Annotated in this window: 13 protein-coding genes and 1 tRNA gene; 7 read left to right on the top strand and 7 right to left on the bottom strand. The window is 64.9% G+C overall.

Annotation, left to right across the window (positions count from 1 at the left end):
- The first annotated feature begins 143 nt into the window (after nucleotides 1-143).
- The 3 genes from ACR65W_RS03620 (at nucleotide 144) to ACR65W_RS03610 (ending at nucleotide 13,623) form a co-directional block, all read left to right on the top strand.
- Nucleotides 144-5,309 (top strand): hypothetical protein, encoded by a 5,166-nt coding sequence (locus ACR65W_RS03620; protein WP_434498405.1) that lies wholly within the window; start codon nucleotides 144-146, stop codon nucleotides 5,307-5,309.
- Between the two features lie 17 nt (nucleotides 5,310-5,326).
- Nucleotides 5,327-11,167, top strand: coding sequence for an alpha-2-macroglobulin (locus tag ACR65W_RS03615; protein WP_434498406.1), 5,841 nt, complete (start codon nucleotides 5,327-5,329; stop codon nucleotides 11,165-11,167).
- Nucleotides 11,168-11,415: 248 nt separating this feature from the next.
- Nucleotides 11,416-13,623: a transglycosylase domain-containing protein gene (locus ACR65W_RS03610; RefSeq protein WP_434498407.1), complete on the top strand. Its 2,208-nt coding sequence runs from the start codon at nucleotides 11,416-11,418 to the stop codon at nucleotides 13,621-13,623.
- Between the two features lie 53 nt (nucleotides 13,624-13,676).
- On the opposite strand, the gene murA is transcribed toward ACR65W_RS03610, so the two are convergent.
- The 3 genes from murA to galU all read right to left on the bottom strand — a co-directional run bounded on the left by murA (nucleotide 13,677) and on the right by galU (nucleotide 17,510).
- Nucleotides 13,677-14,972 carry a UDP-N-acetylglucosamine 1-carboxyvinyltransferase gene (gene murA, locus ACR65W_RS03605; protein WP_434498408.1) on the bottom strand — a complete coding sequence of 432 codons (1,296 nt, stop codon included), beginning with the start codon at nucleotides 14,970-14,972 and terminating at the stop codon, nucleotides 13,677-13,679.
- Nucleotides 14,973-15,231: 259 nt separating this feature from the next.
- Nucleotides 15,232-16,452: a beta-ketoacyl-[acyl-carrier-protein] synthase family protein gene (locus ACR65W_RS03600; RefSeq protein ID WP_434498410.1), complete on the bottom strand. Its 1,221-nt coding sequence runs from the start codon at nucleotides 16,450-16,452 to the stop codon at nucleotides 15,232-15,234.
- 173 nt (nucleotides 16,453-16,625) lie between these two features.
- Nucleotides 16,626-17,510 carry a UTP--glucose-1-phosphate uridylyltransferase GalU gene (galU, locus tag ACR65W_RS03595; protein ID WP_434498411.1) on the bottom strand — a complete coding sequence of 295 codons (885 nt, stop codon included), beginning with the start codon at nucleotides 17,508-17,510 and terminating at the stop codon, nucleotides 16,626-16,628.
- 218 nt (nucleotides 17,511-17,728) lie between these two features.
- Here galU and galE point away from each other — a divergent pair, with 218 nt between their 5' ends.
- The 3 genes from galE (at nucleotide 17,729) to ACR65W_RS03580 (ending at nucleotide 19,604) form a co-directional block, all read left to right on the top strand.
- Nucleotides 17,729-18,718, top strand: a complete 990-nt coding sequence (galE, locus tag ACR65W_RS03590; protein WP_434498412.1) for a UDP-glucose 4-epimerase GalE — start codon at nucleotides 17,729-17,731, stop codon at nucleotides 18,716-18,718.
- Between the two features lie 86 nt (nucleotides 18,719-18,804).
- A complete protein-coding gene (locus tag ACR65W_RS03585; RefSeq protein WP_434498413.1) occupies nucleotides 18,805-19,134 on the top strand; it encodes an ArsR/SmtB family transcription factor in 330 nt (109 codons plus the stop codon).
- Between the two features lie 2 nt (nucleotides 19,135-19,136).
- On the top strand, nucleotides 19,137-19,604 hold the full coding sequence (locus ACR65W_RS03580) for an SRPBCC family protein (protein ID WP_434498414.1): 468 nt from the start codon (nucleotides 19,137-19,139) through the stop codon (nucleotides 19,602-19,604).
- 120 nt (nucleotides 19,605-19,724) lie between these two features.
- Here the strand turns inward: ACR65W_RS03580 and ACR65W_RS03575 are convergent, their stop codons facing one another.
- The 3 genes from ACR65W_RS03575 to ACR65W_RS03565 are packed head-to-tail and all read right to left on the bottom strand — an operon-like array spanning nucleotide 19,725 to nucleotide 21,840.
- Nucleotides 19,725-20,762, bottom strand: coding sequence for an OmpA family protein (locus ACR65W_RS03575; protein ID WP_434498415.1), 1,038 nt, complete (start codon nucleotides 20,760-20,762; stop codon nucleotides 19,725-19,727).
- Between the two features lie 44 nt (nucleotides 20,763-20,806).
- Nucleotides 20,807-21,256 (bottom strand): DUF305 domain-containing protein, encoded by a 450-nt coding sequence (locus ACR65W_RS03570; protein WP_434498416.1) that lies wholly within the window; start codon nucleotides 21,254-21,256, stop codon nucleotides 20,807-20,809.
- Nucleotides 21,256-21,840, bottom strand: a complete 585-nt coding sequence (locus tag ACR65W_RS03565; RefSeq protein WP_434502275.1) for a c-type cytochrome — start codon at nucleotides 21,838-21,840, stop codon at nucleotides 21,256-21,258. Before ACR65W_RS03565 ends, ACR65W_RS03570 begins: the two co-directional genes overlap by 1 nt.
- A gap of 234 nt (nucleotides 21,841-22,074) precedes the next feature.
- Between ACR65W_RS03565 and ACR65W_RS03560 the strand changes: the two genes are divergently transcribed.
- Nucleotides 22,075-22,151: transfer RNA gene (locus ACR65W_RS03560), tRNA-Arg, on the top strand.
- 56 nt (nucleotides 22,152-22,207) lie between these two features.
- Here ACR65W_RS03560 and ACR65W_RS03555 read toward each other — a convergent pair.
- Nucleotides 22,208-22,435, bottom strand: a complete 228-nt coding sequence (locus tag ACR65W_RS03555) for a hypothetical protein (protein WP_434498418.1) — start codon at nucleotides 22,433-22,435, stop codon at nucleotides 22,208-22,210.
- Nucleotides 22,436-22,570: the final 135 nt, after the last annotated feature.

The following is a 22,570-nucleotide window of genomic DNA, read 5'->3' as shown; positions in this document are numbered from 1 at the left end:
CCCAGACGCAGAACCTAGCCTAAAAGATATTCGCGCCGGCTCCAAATGGCGTCGGCCAAACAAGAGCGTGGGACAGCGGCATGGACGAATCGTCGGCGCAACGAGAGGCGCGTGGCTCTCGACTCAGGCGCGGCGCGCGGCCTATGCTCGACTCCAGCGGCGGCGCGGCCTTTCTGGCAAGTCCGCCGCTGGCTTACGGTGCGCTCATGCGGCGGATCGCGTTTTCTCTTGTCGCCGCCTTTGCGGCGTATTTTGCGCAGCCGTTGTGGCGCGCCACGCAGAACGCAATCGCCGAGACAAGAGCCAAGCCAAGCTCGATTAGCATTACGCCAGGCGAGTTGGCGGCGGATCGCGACGGCGCGAGCCTCATCGCCGCGCCGGCGCCAGGCCGCTATTCGATTCGTGCAAAAAGTCCCTCCGGCGCGCGCATCGAACTCGTCGACATGATCGCCGGCCCGCTCGACTCAAGCGGCGCGCCCGGCTTGCGCGACGGACGCATCGACGCGTTGCTCGATAAGGGCGTCTACAAGCTCCGGGTTTTCGGCGTGAAAGGCGCGAGCGGCAAGGCCGCGCTCTCCGCGCGGCCGTTCGTCGAATCCAGCCCGTCGAAGCCGACGCTCGCGCCAGGGCGCGTCCAAAGCGGTGAACTCGGCGACCTGCAGCAACGCTCCTATTCCTTCGACGTCGGCGCCGAGGGTCGCGTGCGCCTTGAAGCGATCGGCCGGGCGCTCAGCGACCTGCGCGTCTGGCGTAGCGACGGCGAACTCGTCGATCTCGCCTTCGAGCAGGAGACGGTCGAAACAAAGCCGGGCCGCGCGATGAATCGGCTGCGTGTTGAGGGCGCGCTGGAGCCGGGCCGCTATGTCGTCACCGCCTATGGCGGCGAGAAGCTGGTCTGGGCGCAAGGCGATGCGGCGCAGCCCTTCTTGCTGCGGCTCGAAGAGCCGGCGCTGCTCGCGGCGGGCGTCGCCGAGGGCGTGATCGGTCCCTTCGGCGCCGAGCGTTTCGACGCGCCGGCAAGCTATGACGCTTTCCGTCTCGACCTCGCGCAAACGACGCCGGCGCGGCTTGAAGCGCGGCGCAATGAATCGAAAGAGATTGCGACGATCTCGAAGAACAGCCGTACGCCCTCGGCAAACGTAAGGCTCGCGTCCGACGGCAAGACAAACGCGCGTCTTGAAGTCTCCGGCTACGAGGGTCAGGCGTTCACGCTGCGTGGGCTGCGCCAATCGGATCGCGAAACATTCGAAGCGTCTGGACCGCATCTTGTCGGCGTCGATCTGGCTGGCGACGGCGGCGACGAAGCCCCTGCCACGGCGCTTCTCGCGCGCATAGAGAAAGACGGCAAGACGCGGGTGATCGCCTCGGACGCGCCGCGCATCGGCGCCGGAAAAGCGTGGCGCGGAAAATTCAACCTGTTCGGGCCGACGTCGATTCTCTTCGAGGCGACGCGCGATGGGCTCGTCGCGATTGATGCGAAAGGCGTCAAGGTCGACGCTTCGATTGAACCGGCGCTTGGCGCGCTGGCGCCGCGCGCAGACGGAAAGAACCCGGCGCGCTACGATCTCCAGGCGGGCTATTATTTTCTCAAGCTCGAGCCGAAGGGCGACTCAGCCGGCGTTATCGACGTGACGCTCGGCCCGCCCGGGCTCTCTGTATCAGCGCCTGCGGCGGCGCCTTCGCGCCCAACAATTTCCTTCGGGACGCAGACTCTCGAAAGGGACGGCTCCTATCTCATCCTGATGAATGTCGCGCCGCAACTCCTAACCGGGCCGCGCGTCGTCGCGCTTCCCGTTGAACTCGACAAGGCGCCATTGGCGCTCTGGCAGGATGCAGGCAAGGACGTCGCGCTGCCGGTGCGGCTTCCCAAAACCGGCAAGGCGATTGCGCGCGATTGGCATGGCGCCGATGTCGCGCTGACGTTCGGCGATCCAACGGAAGAGAACGCGCAGCGTCTGGCGACATTAAAGATCGCGGCCGCGGAAAAACCGCGCGCGCTGGGCCTCATCTTCGTTCCCGAATCGACGCCGGCCAAGTCCGAGGAGCCCGGCAAGCCCGCGCCAACCGCGCTTTCCGCCGCCGTCGCGCGCCCGGCCTTCTTCGATCTTGCGCGCGACGAAACGAGGCGTCTGCGCTTCGACGTCGCGCAAGGCGGGCTTTACCGGGTCGAAACGCTGGGGCGCATGAAGACCGCGCTGCGGGTCGGCGCGAATGTTTCGCCGCGGCTTGGCGAAGGCGACGCGAATGGACCCGGCGACAATGCGCTGGTGACGGCCTTTCTGCGCGCCGGCGCCTATCGCGCGGCTGTCACCGCGAAGGACTCCGCCGGCCATCTCGGCCTTGCCGTATCTCCTGCAACTCTCGCGCCGACGGCGAAGCTTGTCGATGCAGGAATCGCGCGCGCGACGCTCGATTCCGGCAAGGGCGCCATCGTGCCGATCGAGATCACGCGCGAGGGCGAATATCGCATCGAGCTTCTCGGCCTGAAGCAGAAATGGCGCGCGAGATTGGAGGACGCCGACGGCTGGCCGCTCGCGGCGCCAGGCGAAATGCAGCGCTTGACGCGGCGGTTCGAGAAAGGCGCCTATCGGCTGGTCGTCATGCCGAGGGACGTCGAAGCGCGCATGGTGGCGCGACTCACTCCCGTCGTCGCCGCAAAGACGCTCGAAGGCCATGGTCCGCATGCCTTGCCCTTCGGCAAAGCGCAGAAACTGCAATGGCGCGAGCCGCAGGCGCGCGACGCGCCGCGCACGCCCGATGTCTGGCGCTTCGCGCTCTATGGCGATGCAAAGATCGATCTGTCGATCGGCGAAGGCATGGTCGGCGAGATTTTTAGGAGCGAGAAGGAAGGCATCGGCAAAGTCGTCGCAGGGAGGCCATTCAAGTCGAAACTATCGGCAGGAGATTATCGGATCGAGGCGCGAAGCCTCGCGCATGACGACCGTCTCGACTACGAGATTTCGCTCGACTCGAAAGAATTGCAGCCCGATGCGCGGCGCGCGGTTCAGCCACCGACGCACGTTGATTTCGCGCTGGCGAAGGACAGCGTCGTCGATCTTTCGAGCTTCGGGGATATCGAAACGATCGGCGTGCTGAAAGACGATAGGGGCGACGTGATCGAGCGCCTGCAGCCGCGCGCCGATGATTGGAACGTCGCGTTGTCGCGGCGACTGCCCGCCGGCGACTACCGGCTCGCACTCGAACCACTTGGCGCTGAGCCGCGCGCCCCTGCGGAAGCTCAGCAAGAGCCGAGCGAAGAAACCGAAGAATCCTCGAATGAAGAACAGGTCGCGGAAAATGAAGAAGCGCCGATCAGCGGCGTCGAGCTTCGCTTGTCGCTTCTTGAGGAGATGAATGACGGCGCCTTGACGCTCTCGGGCGAGAAGACGCTGAATGGCGCCGGCGCGCATATCCTTTCTCTGCCGCCTGCTCCCTCGGCGAGTCTCGCGCTCATTGCGGCGCGCTCCGAAGCCGATGTCGCCATCTCAATCGAACGGCGCGACGCTGGCGGCCAATGGCGCGCGATCGGCGTCGAGCGCGGGCGCGCGCCCGTGGCGGCCTGGCCCGCGGCCGGCGACGGCGAAATGCGCGCGGTCGTCTGGGCGATCGGCGGCGGTGACGCGCCGATTACGCTCGCCGCGCGCGCTGTCGAACGGCGTTCGCGACGACTGGGCGAAATCGCGCTTGATCCGGTCGACGGCGTCGCCGGAGTCTGCGTCGCCAAGGTTGCAACGCCCGACGCGGCCCTCGTGACGCTGGCGACGCAGGAGAATATCGCCGCCGGCTCGACTGCGGGGACATTATTGCGCGCGGCGCGCTCCGGACCGCTCGCGCCGCAAGCGCAAGAACTGTGGCTGATGGGGCGTGGTGACTGCGCCTCCCGGGTCGGCGTCGCCGCTTTCGACTGGAAGGGCGCCGAGATTTCGCTCGACATCGGCGAAGGGGAACGCGCTCATCTCGTTCCGCTCGCGCCAGCCGCCGGCAAGTTGCGGCTGTGGCTCGCGCGGTCCGCCTTCGCGCAGCCGGCGCTCGACGGCGGCCGCGGCGTCGGCGTGGCGAAGGGCGCGGCGCTCACGCTCGCTGGCGACGCTCCGCTCGAAATTTGGAATGCTGAAGGAGTCGCGCCGATGCGCGTCGCGCTGAGCGCGATCGATGTCGAGACGCGGCCGGCGATGAAGGGCGGCGCGCTGTTTTCGGGGATCATCGCGCCGATGAGCGCGCAGCCTGTCGACATGGATGACGCCGCCGGGCCGCTCGCGCTCGACCTCGCCGGCGGGCTTGCCGCCGTTGCGCAGCCGCGCGTCGTCTTTAACGACGGCGCCGCCACGTCGCGGATTCTGCACGGCGTCAAATCGCGCGTGCTTCTCGTCAACATGACGCAAACGCCGCTGCCGGCGCGCATCGCGCGCGAGCCGGGCGAGAACAGACGACTCGACGCAGCGCGCGCATTCACGCGCTTCTTCCCTTCGGCCGGCCAGATGTCGCTGCCGATCGACGCTGAGAAGAATGACAGGCTGATCGTCAGCGGCGCGCAGGCGACGGTCATTGCGAACAGCGGCCGGATCACGCGCGACGACAATATCGCGCTCGACGGCGCGGGCGAAGCGATCATTGACCATGGACCCGGACTCGTCGCCTTTTGGATCGAGCGCGCCGGCGCCTCGCCCTGGCCCGCAGCCTCGGCGCGCGCGCTCAATCCGCCGCAGCGCGTAACGTTAGAGGGCGCGGCGATGCGCTTCGCGATCAAGAGCGATAAGCCCGCGCTGTTGAGAGCGACGGGCGGCGCGCCGGCGATCGTCGGTTTCACGCAGAATGGCAGGCGGGAGACGCTCGCTTTCGCGAATGGCGTCGATCTCCATCGCTACATGACGCCGGGAGACGCGACGCTCGATGTTTACGCGCCCTATGAAGGCGCGCTGTCCGGCGCGCTCGATATTTCAACGCAGCCCGTCGTCGAGGCGCATGAAGGCGTCAACGACGCGGTGGCGGTTTCGCCCGGCGCAAGCGCGCTCTTCAGCTTCGAGGCGAAGGAAGCGCGCAACATCGGACTCGGCGTGCGCGCGGAGCCCGACCGAGTCAGCGCACGGCTCATGGATGCGCAAGGCAAGACGCTCGGCGAAGGCGTCGCGCAAACGATGACGCTTTCGCCCGGCCGATATTTTATCGAGGCGCGCACGCCCGCCGACGCGCCGGCGACGACGGTCCGCGTCGCGATCGTCGGGCTGTCCCCGCCCGTGAACGCGCCGCCGGCGGAGATCGTCGCGGAGCTGCTCGACAAGGCCGGCATGAGGAAAAGCAAGGCGCAATGACTTCGAAAGGCGCGGCGATGAAAAAACTTCTGCTTCTCTCTCTTTGCGCATTTCTTGGCGCGTTTCTTGGCGCCGCAGCGCCGCTGCGCGCCGAAACCCCGCCTATCTTCGACCGCGCGCAACGCGCTGACGGCGCGCGCGTCGCGCCGGATCGGTTTTTGCGCGCTTATGATCCGGTGACGGTCTTTTTTCCGAGCGACACGGGACCCAAGGCCGGCAGAGCGGAAGACACGCCGCAAAAATATGTGACGATGACCCCGCAGCCTGCCGGCGAATGGCGCTGGCTCGGTCCGCGCGCGCTGCAGTTTCGTCCCGCCGACGCCTGGAAGCCGCTGTCGCGCGTCGACGTGAAACTCGGCGCTGTGGAGTCCAGACTCGTCGCGCTGCTGCCGACGCCGCGTTCCACCAATCCCGCCGAGGGCGCCGATCCGCAGCTCGAACTCACGCAGATCGCGCTCACCTTCGCCGAGCCGGTCGACGTCGCTGCGCTGACGCGCCTGCTGACCATCGAAATTCGTCCCTCGCCTGGCGTCTCGCCGCAGGGCGGACAAATGCTCAGCGCTTCGGCCTATGAGATCCGAGCCCTGGAGCGGGGCGAGCGCGCCGAGGAGCAGACCTACGTCATCCGTTTCCGTGAACGGATATCCGACGGCCGCGTCGCCATCCTGCGGCTGCGGCTTTCCGACGAAGCCGGACTCGACGACCAGACCTATGAATTGCGGCTGCGCACCGCGCCGCCCTTCGCGGCGACGGAGGCGAGCTGCGGCCGCGGCTGGAGCGACGACCGCGCCGAAAACGTGTTGCGTTGCGCATCCTATCTCATGTCGCCAGAGAGCGGCGACGAGGAAGGCGACGCCGCCGCCATCCCCTATGCGCCGGCGAGCAAGCGGCAGCTCACGCTCTCTTTCAATGCGACGCCGCAGACGTTCGACATTCTGCGCGCGCGCGAGGCGCTGCGCATCACGCCGCCGGTCGACGATCTTGCCGTCGAAACCGACGGCAGGCGACTGCGCATGGTCGCGAAATTCCTGTCGGACCAGATTTACGAACTCTCGATCGCCGAAGGTACGCTGAAAGACTCGCAAGGACGCGCGCTGAAGAGCGCGTTCTCGCAGCGCTTCGCCTTCACCCGCGACGCGCCGGCGCTGCAATGGGACGCGGGCTATGGCGTCGCCGAGCGTTTTGGCCCGCAGCTTCTGCCGCTGCGGGGACGCGGCTATGACCGCGCCGACGTCCGCATCCACGCCATCGATCCGCTGTCACGCGACTTCTTTCCCTTCCCGGCGCATGGCGTCGAGACGAGCGATTCCGACGCGCCGCCCCTGCCCGGCAACGAGCCGAAGTTGTGGAGCGAGACCGCAAACATCGAGGCTGAGGCGATCAAGCAGCGCATCAAATCGCTTGGATCTCCCGCGGTGTCGCGACTCGTGGATCTGCCGATCCGCCGCAATGGCCCCGACGCGAAATTCGGCGTCGACCTTAAGGAGGATTTCACCAAAGTCAGCGGCCGCGATCAACCGGGAACCTATCTCGTCGGCCTGCGCGCGGTCGATGACGACAAGCGCCGCTGGCTGCGCGTGCAGATCACCGATCTCTCGCTCTCGGCCATCGAAGAGCCGACGCGGGTGCGCTTCGCCGTCACTTCGCTGTCGACGACGCAGCCCGTGAGCGGCGCGCAAATCCGCGTCGAAGGGATCAAGGACGAAAAATTCGTCACGCTCGCGAGCGGAACCACCGACGCTTCGGGCTTCTTTTCCTGGACGCCCGACAAGCGCGGCGGCGGCGAAGCGCGCCGCATCGTCGCGAACAAGGGGCTCGACACGCTGGTCATCGATCCCAACAGCGCGCCATCGGAATATTCGCGGGAAATCTGGTCAAAGCCGGAATCGGAATGGCTCGCCTGGACGAGCGAGGCCGACCAGCCGCGCGCCGAAAAGCCGCGAACGCTCTGCCATCTCTTCTCGGAGCGGCCGATTTATCGGCCGGAAGAATTCGCGCACATCAAGGGTTTCGTGCGCAGCTATCGCGGCGGCGCGCTGAGCCTGACGAAGACCGGCGGAACGCTTGTCGTGACAGGACCGGCCAATCAGGAATGGCGCGTTCCGGTGAAGCTCGACGCAGCCGGCGGCTTCTATCACAAGTTCGACGCGCAAACTCAGGCGACCGGCGACTATTCGGCGCGGTTCGAGCCGGATGCGCCGAAAAAGTCGAAGAAGGCCGAAGCGCAGAAGACCGAAGCGGAGGAAGCCGCCGAGGGAGAGAGCGAAGCGGCCGAGCCCGCTCAGGACGTTTCCTGCGGCCAGTTCACGTTCAAGAAAGAAGCCTATCGACTGCCGACGTTTGAGGTCGTGCTCAATGCGCCGCAGACCGTTGCGCTCGACGGGACCTTCGACGTCGACCTCCTTGCCCGTTATTTCGCTGGCGGACTTGCGGCGGAGCGCCCCATAAAATGGCGGGCCGCGCAATTTCCGCATGTCTTCACGCCGCCAGGCCGCGAAGGCTTTCTCTTTTCGACCGACGCGCGCTTCTCCGGCGACGGCAAGTTCAAATCGACCGCCGTGCTCGAGCGCGATCAACGCACCGACGCCGGCGGCGCCGCCCGCATGACCTTCGACACCGCGATCGAGCCGACGGCGCAGCCGCGCCGCTACTCCATCGAAGCGACGGTGACGGGCGACGACGGCATCGAAGTGCGCAATGTGCAGAACGTCGTCGCGCTGCCGCCCTTCGTGCTCGGCGTGAAGACGCCCCGCTATGTGGAGCGTCCCGGCGCCGTGACGCCGGAGCTCATCGCCATTGATGGCAAGGGCGACGCGGTCGTCGGTCTCGAGATGACGTTGCGGCTCATCAAACGCAACTGGATTTCGACGCTGCAGGCGTCCGACTTCGCCCAGGGCGCGGCGAAATATGTCACGCAGACGCAGGACGACGTTCTCATCGAACGCAAGGTGACGAGCGCCAAGGAGGCGCAGAAAGTCGAATTGGCGACGCGCGACGCCGGCGTCTATGTCGTGCAGCTCGAGGCCTATGACAGGCTCAAGCGCCGGCAGCAGGTGAGCGTCGACTTCTTCGTCGGCGGCGAAACGCCTGTCACCTTCGCGCGGCCGCCCGCCGAATCCGCGACGATCACGACCGACAAGGACAAATATGCGCCGGGCGAGGTCGCGACGCTGATCATCCAGTCGCCATTCCAGAATGCGCGCGCGCTCGCCATCGTCGAACAGCCGAGCGGCGTCTACGACTATGAATTCGTCGACATCGCCAATGGCTTCGGCCGCTACGCGCTGCCCGTCAAAAAGGAGCAGACGCCAAAGCTCGCCGCGCATTTTCTGATCATGCGCGGGCGGCTGAAGGATGCGCCGCCGCAGCCGACGGCGAGTTTCGACCAAGGCAAGCCTGTCACCATCGCAGCGACGAAATGGATCGAGGTGACGCCGGTCAAGAACATCGTCAATGTGAAGATCGAACATCCGGCCAAGGCGCGGCCGGGCGATGCGATCGAGGTCGCGCTGCGGCTTTCCGACGACGCCGGCAAGCCGCTCTCAGGCGAAGCGACTTTCTGGATGGTCGATCAGGCGGTGCTATCGCTCGCCAAGGAGCGCTCGCTCGATCCGCTGCCCGATTTCATCGTTGAGCGCGAAACCAAGATGGCGGCGCGCGATACGCGTAACATGGCGTTCGGCGTCATTCCGCTCGAAGAGATCGCCGGCGGCGACGGCGACGAACTGCAGGAATGGGGCGCTGAGAACAATATTTCCGTGCGCAAGAATTTCACGCCCGTGCCGATCTATCTGCCGAGCGTGAAGATCGGCCCCGATGGCGTCGCCAAAATCAAGGTGCAGCTTCCCGATACGCTGACCGTGTTCAAGCTGCGCGCCAAGGCGGTGAGCGGGCCGGATCGTTTCGGCGCCGCGGGCGGCGAAATTTTGATCCGTCAGGCGCTCGTCGCGCAGCCGGCGCTGCCGCGCTTCATTCGGCCGGGCGATTCCTTCGATATCGGCCTTGTCGCGCGGATCGTCGAAGGACCCAGCGGCGCCGGCAAGGCCTCGATCGCGGCGCCGGCGCTGACGCTCTCGGGCGAGACAAGCCGCAAAATCGAATGGGCGCAGAATAGACCAGTGCGCATCGATCTGCGCGCCGCGGCTCCGGCGCAACTCGCCGGCGACGCGACGCTCGGCTTCCGCATCGAGCGCGACGCCGACCGCGCGAAAGACGCGGTCGAAATCGCTCTGCCGGTGAAAGAGGATCGCGACGCGACGCGCCGCTTCGAATTGATCGAGATTGCGCCCGGCGAAACGAAGACGCTTGCTCCCAGTGGCGAGCAGGCGCGACCGGGAAGTTTCTCGCGCGAAGCGATCGTCGCCGCCGACCCCTCGCTCGTAAGGCTCGTCGCCGGATTGAATGCGCTCGTCGAATATCCCTATGGCTGCACCGAGCAACGGCTGTCCCTCGCGCGCGGCGGGCTGGCGCTGAAGAGCTTCGGGCCAATTCTCGCGGCGGCGGGGCTCGAAGATCGCGTCTCCGCCAATGTGAAATCGACGGCGCAGATCATCGACCAGTCGATCGACGCCGACGGGCTCGTCGCCTTCTGGCCGCGGGCGCGCGGCAATGTCTCACTGACCGCCTGGTCTTATGATTTCCTTGCGCGGGCTGAACGCGCCGGAGAGCCGATCGACAAGACGCTTCTGGATCGTCTCGCCAATATCCTGAAATTGTCGCTGCGCTCGGACTATCCGCGACTGCTTTCGGGCGACGAATTGCGCGAGCGCGTCGAAGCGCTCGCGGCGCTCGCCGAAGGCGGCAAGCTTGACGACTCCTATGTCGCGGAATTTTCGCGGCGCGCCGACTTCCTGCCCAATCTCAGCGTCGCGCAGATGGCGTCCGCCGCCGCGCTTCTCCCCAATGTCGATCAGCGCGCGCTCGCGGCGCTGATCGATACGATGTGGAGCCGCGTGAAATTCGCCAGCCGCAATGGCGTGCAGGTCTATGCGGGACAGGCGGCGGAGAGCGCCTCGCCGATCATTCTGCCATCCGAAACACGCAGTCTCGCCGAAATGGTGCGCGCCGCGGCGCTCACCGCCTCGGGTGATCCGCGCGCCAATGCGCTGCGCGACGCGCTGCTGCGGCTTGGCGAAGGCGACGGCTGGGGCACGACCAACGCCGACGCCGCCGCGATCGAAGCGCTGGCCGAGGGGTGGCGGCGGCCGACCGCGCCAATCGGCGTGACCTTCAATGATGGCGGACAGGATCGCGCGCTGACGCTCGACGCCAATACGCCGATCGTGCGCCATGTCTCCAGCAGCGACGCGCCGCTGAAGATCGCCAACGGCTCCAACGCGCCGCTCGTCGCGATGATCGAGACAAGCTATATGCCGGCGGAGCCGGGCGCAAAGGCGCAGGCGACGAGCGACGGCTTTACGATCACGCGGCAGGGCTGGCGCATCGAAAGCGGCAAGCCCCCTGAAAAGATCGAAGTTCGCGATGGCGTCCTGCAGGTGAAGCAGGGCGACCTTATCGAAGAGACCGCGGAAGTGGTCAATCCCGAGGATCGCACGCATATCGCGATTTCGATCCCGCTCGCGGCGGGCTTCGAGCCGCTCAATCCCAATCTCGCCACGGCGCCCGCCGAGGCGCAGCCCTCAATTGCGCCGACGCTGCAACCGACATGGGTCTCCTTCGGAGACGACCGCGTGTTCTACGCTTACGATTCGCTGCCGAAGGGAACCTATCGCTTCGCCTTTCGCCTGCGCGCGCAGACGGCGGGCGCCTATACGCAGCCGCCGGCGCATGTCGCAGCGATGTATAAGAAGGGCCTTCGCGCGACGAGCGCCGGCGCGCGGGTGGAGATTGGGAAATAGGCGCGCGTAACGCTCTTTGATTGTGGGAGTTACGCACGCAACCGTCTCCTGTTTGAGAAGCGCGCGCGTAACCCTCTCCCCTGGGGAGAGGGTGGCCCCGCGAAGCGGGGTCGGGTGAGGGGAAACAATCTGCGCAGGTTCGACGCAACCGTATGACAGCAAATATCGTAACCCCTCACCCGGCTGCTCCGCAGCCACCCTCTCCCAGAGGGAGAGGGTTCGCGCGCCTTGCAATAGCTCTGCCTGTGATGTCATTAATTTTATGCGCCGCCTGGCTCTCGCATGAGGCGCTGTCGCGCGCCGAGCTTATTTCTCCGCGCGCCAGCGCCATCGTCTACGATCGCAACGGAGCCTTTCTCACGCAGATCGGCGACAAGACGCGCGATCCTACGACCAAAACCCCGCGCGTCGATTACGGCTATTGGCCCCTCGCCTCAATTCCGCAGCGCATGGCGCGCGCGACGCTCGCTCTCGAAGACGGCCGCTTTTACGATCATCCCGGCGTTGACATGCGCGCGCTGCTGCGCGCCGCGTGGCGCAATCTGACGACGCGCGGCAGACGCGAAGGCGCCTCGACGATCGCCATGCAGGTCGCGCGCATGCAAGGCGAGAGGCCGCGCTCATTCGCCGAAAAGCTGATGCAGGCGGCGACGGCGATCGCCATCGTCGCGCGCAACGGACATGAGGCGACGCTGGCGCATTATCTGCGCCTCGCGCCTTACGGATTGAACGGCCATGGCGTCGCCCATGCCGCGCGCTTTTATTTCGACAAGCCGGTCGAGGATCTTTCCTGGGCGCAGGCGGCGCTGCTCGCCGCCATTCCACAGTCGCCGGGCCGGATGAACATCTCCCGCGAGAGCGGTCTGGCACTGGCGACGGCGCGCGCGCGTCACGCTGTCGCGCGGCTCGAAGAAGAAGGCGCCATCGGCGCCGCGCAGGCGGCGCTGGCGCGGGCGGAACTCGATCATATGCGTCCGCTCGACGCCAAGCGTCGTCCCGAAACTCTGCATCTCGCATTGCGTTACGAAGCGCTCGCGCGCGAGGGCCTGGCGCGCACCGTCGCGGACAATGACCGACGCATCAATGCGACGATCGATTTGGCGGTCGAACGAGACGTTCTGCATCTTGCGCGCCGCTATCTTTCGAATTTCCGCCGCCGCGGCGCCCGGCAGGTCGCGGTGATGGTCGTTGAGCGCGCATCCAACGCCGTCATCGCTGATGTCGGCTCTTCCGACTATAATGATCCGCAGGCGGGGGCCTTCGACTTTACCCGCGTGCGGCGTTCTCCCGGCTCGACATTGAAGCCCTTCATCTATGCGCTGGCGTTCGAGCGCGGCGTGCTCAAAACGACGGATCTTTTGAACGATATTCCCGAAGGCGCGTCGGGCGTATCGAACGCCGACGGACTCTATCTTGGACCGCTGACGCCGCGTCAGGCGCTGGCCAATTCCCGCAATGTGCCGGCGACGAATCTGCTGCGGCGCGTCGGGCTTGAGGCGAATTTCAATTTCCTGCGCGACCTCGGCCTGCACGATTTCGAAACGCCGGCGGAGAGTTTCGGGATTTCCATGGCGATCGGCGCGCTTCCGGCGCGGCTCGAGGATGTGATGCGCGCCTATGCCGCGCTCGCCGACGACGGGATCATGCGCGAACTTGCGTTCACCCGCGACGACGCACGACGTCCGGCGCGGCGCGTATTGTCGGTCGACAGCGCGCGGCTGATCGCCTCGATGCTCTCCGACCCGCAGGCGCGCCTTCCCTCTTTTCCACGCTACGGGCCGCTCGAATATCCGTTCGCGGTCGCCGTGAAGACCGGCACGTCGCAAGCCTATCGCGACGCCTGGACGATCGCCTTTTCGCATAGATTTATCGTCGGCGTGTGGCTCGGGCGCGGCGATGCTGGCCCAATGCGCTCGATGACGGGCGTTTCATCGGCGGCGCGGCTCGCCCACGCCGTGCTCGCAAAGCTGCATGACGCCAAGCCCGGAGACATCGCGCCGGAAACATTCGCGCCGCCGCCGGGACGCATCGCCATCGATCTCTGTCGCGCCGACGGCGGCGCCGACTGCGCGCAGACGCTGCGTGAATGGGTGAAGCCAGCGGAGACGCGAGAGGCTGCGACCTACGATGGGAGTCCTGCACAGGGCCGGAGCATGGCGACCGCGCCGGACTCTCAGGCGACAGGCGCCGCGCCGCTCGTCATCGCGACGCCGGAGCACAACACGCATATCTGGCGAAACCCGGAGCAGCCCGAGCGCTTCAACCGACTCGCATTGAAGCTCGCGCCAACAGGCGCAGATGCGCAGATCGTCTGGACGATCGACGGCGAACCTTTCGCCACGGCGCAGGCGAACGAGACCGTGTTCTGGCCGATGACGCCCGGCAGACATCGCATTCAGGCGCGGCTGGCGCTCGCCCCGGTCGCGTCGCGCACGGTGAAGGTTGTGATCGAGTGAAGGGACATATCAGGAAACCGTCGTTTCAAACCGTGTAGGCGCAAAATCGCCCCTCACCCCGCCACGGTGATGCGCTCGATTTCCGCGCCGCAGCCGCGCAGCTTCTTCTCCAGGCGCTCGAACCCGCGATCGAGATGATAGACTCGGTTGATCGTCGTCTCGCCGCGCGCGGCGAGCGCCGCAATGACGAGCGAGACGGAGGCGCGCAGATCTGTCGCCATCACCGGCGCGCCATCGAGGTGATCGGCGCCCGTGACGATCGCGGTGTCGCCTTCGAGCTTGATGCGGGCGCCGAGCCGCGCAAGCTCCTGCACATGCATGAAGCGGTTCTCGAAGATCGTCTCGGTGATGCGCGAAACGCCCTTGGCGCGCGTCATCAACGCCATGAACTGCGCCTGCAGATCGGTCGGAAAGGCCGGGAACGGCGCCGTCGTGACATCGACCGGCGAAATGCCGGAGCCGTTACGCGTCACCCGCAGGCCTTCATTCGTCTCGGTGATGCTGGCGCCTGCCTGCACGAGGGCGTCGAGCCCCGCCTGCAGAAGATCGGCGCGCGCGCCGGCGAGTAGAACGTCGCCCCCGGTCATCGCCACCGCCATGGCGTAGGTGCCGGCCTCAATGCGATCGGGCATCACGGCGTGTCTTGCCCCGAAAAGCGAACCCACGCCCTCGATCTCGATCGTCGACTGGCCGGCGCCCTTGATGCGCGCGCCCATTTTTATGAGGCAGTCGGCAAGATCGACGACTTCGGGTTCGCGCGCGGCGTTGCGCAGCACGGTGGTCCCGCGCGCGAGCGAGGCCGCCATCAGCGCCGTATGCGTGCCGCCGACAGTGACTTTGGGAAAGTCGATCTCGGCGCCGACCAGACCGTTCTTCGCCGAGGCGACGACGTAACCATTTTCGATGTCGAGTTTGGCGCCGAGCTTTTCCAGCGCCATGAGCAGCAGATCGACGGGGCGGGTGCCGATGGCGCAGCCGCCCGGCAGCGACACGCGCGCCTCGCCGCATCGCGCGACGAGCGGCGCGAGCACCCAGAAGCTGGCGCGCATGCGCGAGACGAGATCATAGGGCGCGGTGGTGTCGACGATTTCGCGCGCGGTGAGATGAACGGTGCGGCCGGCGTCGACGGACTCGCCGGTGCGCTTGCCGGCAATAGCGTAATCCACGCCATGATTGCCGAGGATGCGCTCGAGCAGCATCACATCCGCGAGGAGCGGCATGTTGGCGAGCGTCACGGTTTCGCGCGTCAGGAGCGATGCGATCATCAGCGGCAAGGCGGCGTTCTTCGCGCCGGAAATCGGGATCACGCCATTCAGCCTGGTCCCGCCGACGATCTTGATCTTATCCATCACCCCTCGCTGTCGGTTTTCGAGTCCCCGCCGTGTTTCGCTGGCGCCTGGTCCCGTAACGCGCGCTCCCGCGCCTTGCGACGGGCAAGATTGGCGCGCAAGGCGGCGGCAAGCGCCGCCTTCTTCTTCGGCTCGCTGTTAGACTTCGGGCTAAAATCCGCCCCTTTTGGGGCGCCCCTCCTGCCCTCCTCGTCGTTCTCAGTCATCACGGTCGACTGCCCTTCTTGCAAAACTAACGCGATTCTAGGGCCCTACCCGATCAAGTCATCGCCCGCACGGCGAGCGTCGCGTTGATTCCGCCAAAGGCGAAAGAATTTGAGAGCGCGACGCGAATCGGCATTTCGCGCGCGACATTGGGGATGGCGTCGACCTCGCATTTGGGGTCAGGCTCAAGAAAATTGATCGTCGGCGGCGCGATTTGATCGCGCAGCGCGGAAATCGTCACGACGAGCTCCAGCCCGCCGCTTGCGCCGAGCGCATGGCCATGCACGGGTTTCGTTGACGAAACCGGCGGCGGCGCATCGCCGAAGACGGCGCGCATCGCCTGCGACTCGGTGATGTCATTGGCGTAGGTCGCCGTGCCGTGGGCGTTGAGATAGTCGACGTCGCCGGGCTCCAATCCGGCGCTTTCGAGCGCAAGCCGCATGCAGCGCGACGGGCCTTCGACATCGGCGCGCAGCGGATCGAAAGCGTCGCTCGTCGTGCCATAGCCGGCGAGTTCGCAGAGCGGCGTCGCGCCGCGCGCCAGCGCGCCTTCCAGCGTTTCAAGGATGAAAACGGCGGCGCCTTCGCCAAGCGTCATGCCGTTGCGCTTTAGCGAAAACGGTCGACAGAGATCCGGCGTGAGAACGCGCAGCGACTCCCAGGAGCGAATCGAACCATTGATCACGCAGGCTTCCGCCCCGCCGGCAATGGCCCGATCGGCGCGGCCGGCGCGCAGCATTTCAAAAGCTTCGCCAATGGCCTGCGCCGCCGAGGAACAGGCGGAGGCGAGCGCGAAGGTCGGTCCCTTGGCGCCGTAGCGCATGCCGAGAGTCGTCGGCGCGGCGCTCGGTATCAGGCGCGGCACGGTCAACGTATCCGGACGGCCGTCGAGCTTATATTCGAGATAGGCGTTGTTATCGATGGTCGTGGCGCCGCCGATGCCGGTGCCAATGATGACCGCCGTGCGCGGCCCGCCGACTTGCTTGCGCTCGAACCCGGCCTGCGCCAGCGCCTCGTCGGCGGCGACGATGGAAAACTGGGTGAAGGGATCGCAGTAGGGGAGCAGTTCGGCTTCGATATGCGCCGCCGGATTGAAATCCGGGACCTGCGCGGCGATCTTGATTCGCCCCACATAGGGACGCTCCGATCTCAGCGGGCGCACGCAAGACACGCCGTCGCGCGCCGCGCGCCACAGCGGCGTCGCGCCAACGCCGGCGGCCGACACCGCGCCCATTCCGGTAATGACGATTCTGCGCGCGGCGCCTTGTTGCGGCATCAGTGTTTAATCCTTTGCTTGATTTCAACCACGCGCGGCGACGCGCCGATCTTAAGAATCGTTTGAAGGTTTAATGAGGCGCGCGCCGGCGTCAAACGCGGGACCGCGCCGCAGACAAGAGCCGCCGTTCGCCCAAGACGCGCTTAAGCCACTGTCTTTTTTGGATATGCACTCTATTCGAGCATCTTCTTCAGCTCGGCGCGCAGGCCCTCCGCGACGTCCGGCCGCGCCAGGCCGAAGGCGACATTGGCGACAAGGAAGCCTAGCTTCGAGCCCGTGTCATAGGTCCGCCCGTCGAAGCGTACGGCGTGGAAGGGCCGCGTCTTGGCAAGATGGATCATGGCGTCGGTGAGCTGAATTTCGCCGCCAGCGCCTTTTTCATGCTTTTCGAGCAGCCCAAAAATTTCCGGCTCCAGAATATAGCGACCGGAAATGATGAAATTGCTGGGTGCCGTCCCCTGCCGCGGCTTTTCGACCATCCCTGTGATTTCGAACGTCGCCCCGTAGTCCTTGCCGCGCGCGACGATGCCGTATTGATGCGTCTCGTCCGGCTTCACTTCCTCGACCGCGATGATATTGCCGCCATGTTTTTCGTAAGCCGCGACCGCCTCGGCGAGACAGCGCGCGTTTTGGCCCGGCGCCGGAAGCGTGATCATGTCGGGCAGCAGCACCGCGAAGGGCTCGTCGCCGATAATGTCGCGCGCGCACCATACGGCGTGGCCGAGGCCAAGCGGCGCCTGCTGGCGGGTGAAGCTCGTCGCCCCCGCGGCTGGCAGGTCCGACATCAGCGCTTCATATTCCTTGGTCTTGTTGCGGCGGCGCAGCGTGTCCTCAAGCTCATAGGCCATGTCGAAGTGATCTTCGATGGCCCCCTTGCCGCGCCCGGTGACGAAAATGAAATGCTCTATTCCGGCTTCTCGCGCTTCGTCCACGACATGCTGCACGACCGGGCGGTCGACGACGGTCAGCATCTCCTTCGGCACGGCCTTGGTGGCCGGCAGGAAGCGCGTGCCGAGCCCGGCGACGGGGAAAACAGCCTTGCGAATGCGTTTGCTCATGGAGGGGCCCATTGAGAGGTGAGACGGCGAAGGGGGTGATAGCGGCGAATCGCTCCAGAAGCGACTCGCCGCGGGATCGAGGGAAGGCGTCTTGAAACCGGGCCGTTTAGCACGATTTTGCTGGATCGTAGAGTTCGCGACGCGAACGGCGCAAAAGACATGAGGCGTCAGGACTGCGGCGTTAACATCAGTCGAAGATGCGAGAGGAAGGTTGTGGCATGACGGTTCTGGTTACGGGCGGCGCCGGCTATATCGGCAGTCATACGGTTCTCGAACTGCTCGACGCCGGTGAACCTCCGCCCGTCGTGCTCGACGATCTCTCGACCGGCTTCCGCTGGTCAGTTCCGGAGGGGACGCCGCTCGTGGTCGGCGATTTTGGCGACGCGGATCTCGTCGCCGATTTGATCGAGCGCCACGGCGTCGACGAGATCATCCATTTCGCCGCAAAGATCGTCGTTCCCGATTCCGTCGCCGATCCTCTCGGCTATTATCTCAACAATACGGCGAAAGCGCGCGCGCTGCTCGCGACGTCGGTGGCGCGTCGCGTGAAACGCTTCATCTTTTCTTCGACCGCCGCCGTCTACGGCGATCCTCTGCATAATCCGGTGACCGAGGACGAGCCGCTAAAGCCGGTTTCGCCCTATGGGCGATCGAAGCTCATGGTCGAGTGGATGCTGGAGGATACGGCGCGCGCGCACGGCCTTGCCTATGTCGCCTTGCGCTATTTCAACGTCGCCGGCGCGGATCCGAAGGGCCGTTCGGGGCAATCGACGCCGAACGCTACGCATCTCATCAAGGTCGCCGTGCAGGCGGCGCTCGGCTTGCGCCCGAAACTGCAGGTCTTCGGCGACGATTATCCGACGCCGGACGGCACATGCGTGCGGGATTATATCCAGGTCACCGATCTCTCGCGCGCCCATCTCGACGCCTTGCGCTATCTGCGCGACGGGGGCGCGAACCTGACGGCCAATTGCGGCTATGAACGCGGCTTTTCCGTGCTCGAGGTGATCGAATCGGTGAAGCGGGTTTCGGGCGTCGATTTCGACGTCGAAATCGCCCCGCGCCGGCCAGGCGACCCTGCCGCGATCGTCGCGGCGAACGAAAGAATCCGCCGGACGCTCGGGTGGACGCCGCAGCATGATAATCTCGACGAGATCGTTCGCCAGGCGCTGGAGTGGGAGAAGCGCCTCATGGCGCGCGGCGACTGATACAGCGCAGGAATGCGTCCGTCCAACACTTAAGCAGTTTGTGAAGTTTATGTTGCCACTGACGCCGCGCAATGATACTTAAGCACATGCCTAAGCGTTCTGAGAGCCTAGATCGCATGTTCTCGGCGCTCGCCGATCCGACGCGACGCGCCATGGTCGAGCGCCTTGCGCACGGGCCGGCGAATGTCAGCGACTTGGCCGGGCCGCTCAACATGTCGCTGCCGGCGGTCATGCAACATCTGCAGACTCTGGAGCGGAGCGGGCTTGTGACGAGCCGAAAGGTCGGGCGCGTGCGCACTTGCCGCATCCAGCCAAAAAAATTCGACGCCGCGCAGGCGTGGCTCGCGCGGCAACGCGCGCATTGGGAGGCGCGCTTCGATCGTTTGGACGCGTTCCTGGAGAAAAGCGAGGATTAAGGATGGGCGATCAAAAACTGGATCTTGAAATTTCCCGCTTCGTGGCCGCCCCTCGCGCGCGCGTCTGGAAGGCTTGGACCGACCCTGAGATCCTTAAGCAATGGTGGTGCCCGCGGCCCTGGAAAACCGAGGTTCGCGCCTTCGACTTTCGTCCCGGCGGCGCCTTCCACACGTTCATGAGCGGGCCGGATGGCGGAGAAAGCGACAATCCCGGCTGCTTTCTCGACGTCACGCCACAAGAGCGCATCGTCTTCACCTCGATGCTGGTCGGCGGCTGGCGTCCCGCCTCGCCCTGGCTCGCGTTCACCGCGATCGTGAGCATGGCCGACGAAGGCTCCGGGACGCGCTACGTCGCGCGCGTCATGCACAAGGACGACGCCGAACGCCGACGCCATGAAGAGCTGGGATTCTACGACGGCTGGGGCGCATGCATTACGCAGCTCGAGGAAGTGGCGCGGAATATTTCCTGAGTCCGTGGCCGACGATCGTTTCCTCGATCGGTTCTTGATCTTCGTAACGCCTTGACCTCCGCCCGCGCCTTAAAGGACGCTACGCACCGCCGGGTCAAGAACGCCTCATGTCTCAATCCGTTATTTATGTGTCACCTCCAACGAGATGCGGCGGTTTTTCGCGCGCCCTTCTTCAGTGTCGTTGCTTGCGACCGGCCGGTCTTCGCCATAGCCCTTTGCTTCAAGCCGGGAAGAGTCGACGCCCATTTGCCTCAGTTCGCGCACGATGAACATGGCGCGCGCATGTGATAGTCTCCTATTCCTGTCCGCGCTGCCGAGATCATCGGTGTGACCGCCGATGATCGCTGTCACCTTCGGATAAGCGACGAGTATTTTGGCGATGCTGCGCAACTGCTCCTTCGACGTGGGCAATGCTTCGCTCTTGCCCTTCTCGAAGGTCAGGCGATCGAGGTCGAACGAGGCGGTCTTTGCGGGCCCTGCTTCATTCTCGATGAATGTGAGCAATTGCGCTTCGACGTCGGACCTCGCAATCCTCACTTTCAGGCCATTCGGCAGACTCTTCACGCCATCGTCGTCAACAGCCGCCGTCGGCTCCATCTTTGCCTGACGCTCTGGACTCGTTTCTTTCGAAGCCGCCGGAACGACAGACGGCGCTAGCGCGGCCGGGCATTCGAAATAGCCTCGATAGCCGACGTTCAGTCTTGTATCGATCTCGAATACCAAATTCATTTCCCGTCGTTTGCTGATCCGCCCATCGAGCTCGTTCGCGGCGAGCGGCGTGAGAACGGCGCGAACCGGCCCCGCGGCCATCACAAAGGCCTCCCCCGATCCGTCTGCTCCGCCACGTTCCAGCTGCAGCCGTAGCAAACTGCCGTTCACCTTCACGACGCCGGTCGCCTGACTGGCCGCGGCAGAGTTCGTCAGAGCCAACACAGGCTTTCCCGAACTCGTGTAGCGGAACACACAGTGCGACGAAGGTCCAAGGACCTTCCTAATTTCCGCATCGTTCATCGTTGCCGGATCAAGCGTTGGAATATTCGCTCCAACGAGCGCGTCCTTCGCCGGAAGTATCCGAGAGATCTCAGGCGATCGGGCTGGATTCGATTCATCGTCAGGGGCGTCGCTTTCGGCGCAACTCGCCAGAAAAAGCGCCGTCATGATAAGCGCCGCCAGCCGACAGGGAGTGGAACGACTACACCTCATCAGTGACGCGCTTTGAGGTCTTGGATCAGGTATTTCATCTCGGCGATTTCCCGCTGCTGGGCCTCGATGATCTCGTCGGCGAGCTTGCGCACCCGCGGGTCAGAAATTTGCGACCGCTTGCTCGTCATGATTGCGATCGAGTGGTGCGGGATCATGGCTTTCATATAATCGACGTCGTCCACGGTCGCTTGGCTGCGCACCAGCCAGAGCGCGCCGGCGAAAACCGCTGCAGAGCCGCCAATTATGGCAAGATTGACGAATTTCTGTTTGTACATGCTCAGCATGAAACCAAGCATGATGGCGGCCATTGTCGCTCCCATCACGAAGGCCATCCAGACTCGCGTCTGGCTCCAGAAGACGTGCTCAAGCGCGTAGGTGTTCAAATACATGAGGCCGTACATCACGACCGTTGACGTCGCGATCATTGCGGCAAATCGCCAATACGACATCAGCGCTTCGTCCTTCCATTTTGAGTGGCTGGCGTGGAATGGCCGCTTTGGCTGCTCGCGTCGCCCAATGCCGCGTAGGTTTCGGGAGTCATGGCGGGCAGTTCTTTGACGAAGGCGACGATGCTCCAAAGCGCTTGGTTATCGTGGGTTGGACCGAAAGCCGGCATGCCGGTCATTCTCGCGCCGTGCTTCACCAGCCAGTATATTTCCTGCGCTTTCCACCCTGCCGCAGCATCCTTCAGGTGGGGCGGCTTCGGTCGCATGCCGCTCGCCCATTCGGCTCGCTTCACGCCGGGCCCCGCGTGGCAATGTTCACACATCTGCTTGTAGCTATTGGCGCCCGCCGCAATCATTTCGGGGGAAACGGTTCTAGGAGGCTGAATGTCGGCAGCCCGACTCTTGATAGAATTGCGAAAGGTCGTGTCCAAGGCCCAGCGCACCAAGGATGTGTGTTCCTCCGTAGCAGCGATGTTGTAGGCTCCAGTGTAGACGGTCGCTAAACCGACCAGAGCCAGGACGACAAGAAGCAAGACCGCGCCGCCGCCGACGGCGATTGCTAAGCCTTTCTTACGGTCGTCCATCATGATCTCTTTTGGGCGCGCCGATCGAGAGTTAACCCGCCCGCGTCGCGATCGTTCCTCCTCAGGGCTTCGTCCAAGGCGTTCGGGCGCGCCATTGCATCGTTCAGCCCCAGACGATTGCGAATGGACAGACAAGCCGGGCGGTTCCAAAAAAAGTAGCTCGCGCCGCCGCGAGCCGGCGGGGTCCATAACGCAATTTTTCTAAAACGCGCTCTATGCTAGACAGGGGGGCGACGCGGTCCCGTAGCTCAGCAGGATAGAGCAGCGGTTTCCTAAACCGAAGGTCAGGGGTTCGAATCCCTTCGGGACCGCCAACACGTCGAGGCGTATGGACCTCCGACGCATTCGGCGGAGCGTCGACGCCGCCGGATCAGATCACCCGCGCCGCGAATGGCGCGCGCCAGCAGGCCGCCCTGTCCTTCTCTGCGACCTTGCATTTGGCTTCCAAGGCCAGCCCCATCTGCATCATCCGGTCGACATGAAAATCATCGAAGACATTGGGCGGAACCGCAAAACGCCGTTGCAGGTCGGCGTGTTCGCGGGCGACATAAAAGCGGTTGAGTCCATCGAAATAGGCGAACGCATAATCGGAACGCAAGATATGCGGCTCCCAGGAACTATGTGCCTCTGTCCTGGCGGCGCCCGGCGCCACGGATTCAACCAGTATGTCCACGACCGAAACCGGCGAAGGTCAAACTCTACGATGACGTCTCGCTCAGATCCTTCGCAGTCG

It is taken from the genome of Methylocystis sp., assembly GCF_051062815.1.
Lineage (GTDB): Bacteria > Pseudomonadota > Alphaproteobacteria > Rhizobiales > Beijerinckiaceae > Methylocystis.
This window is presented reverse-complemented; position numbering and strand designations above follow the sequence as displayed.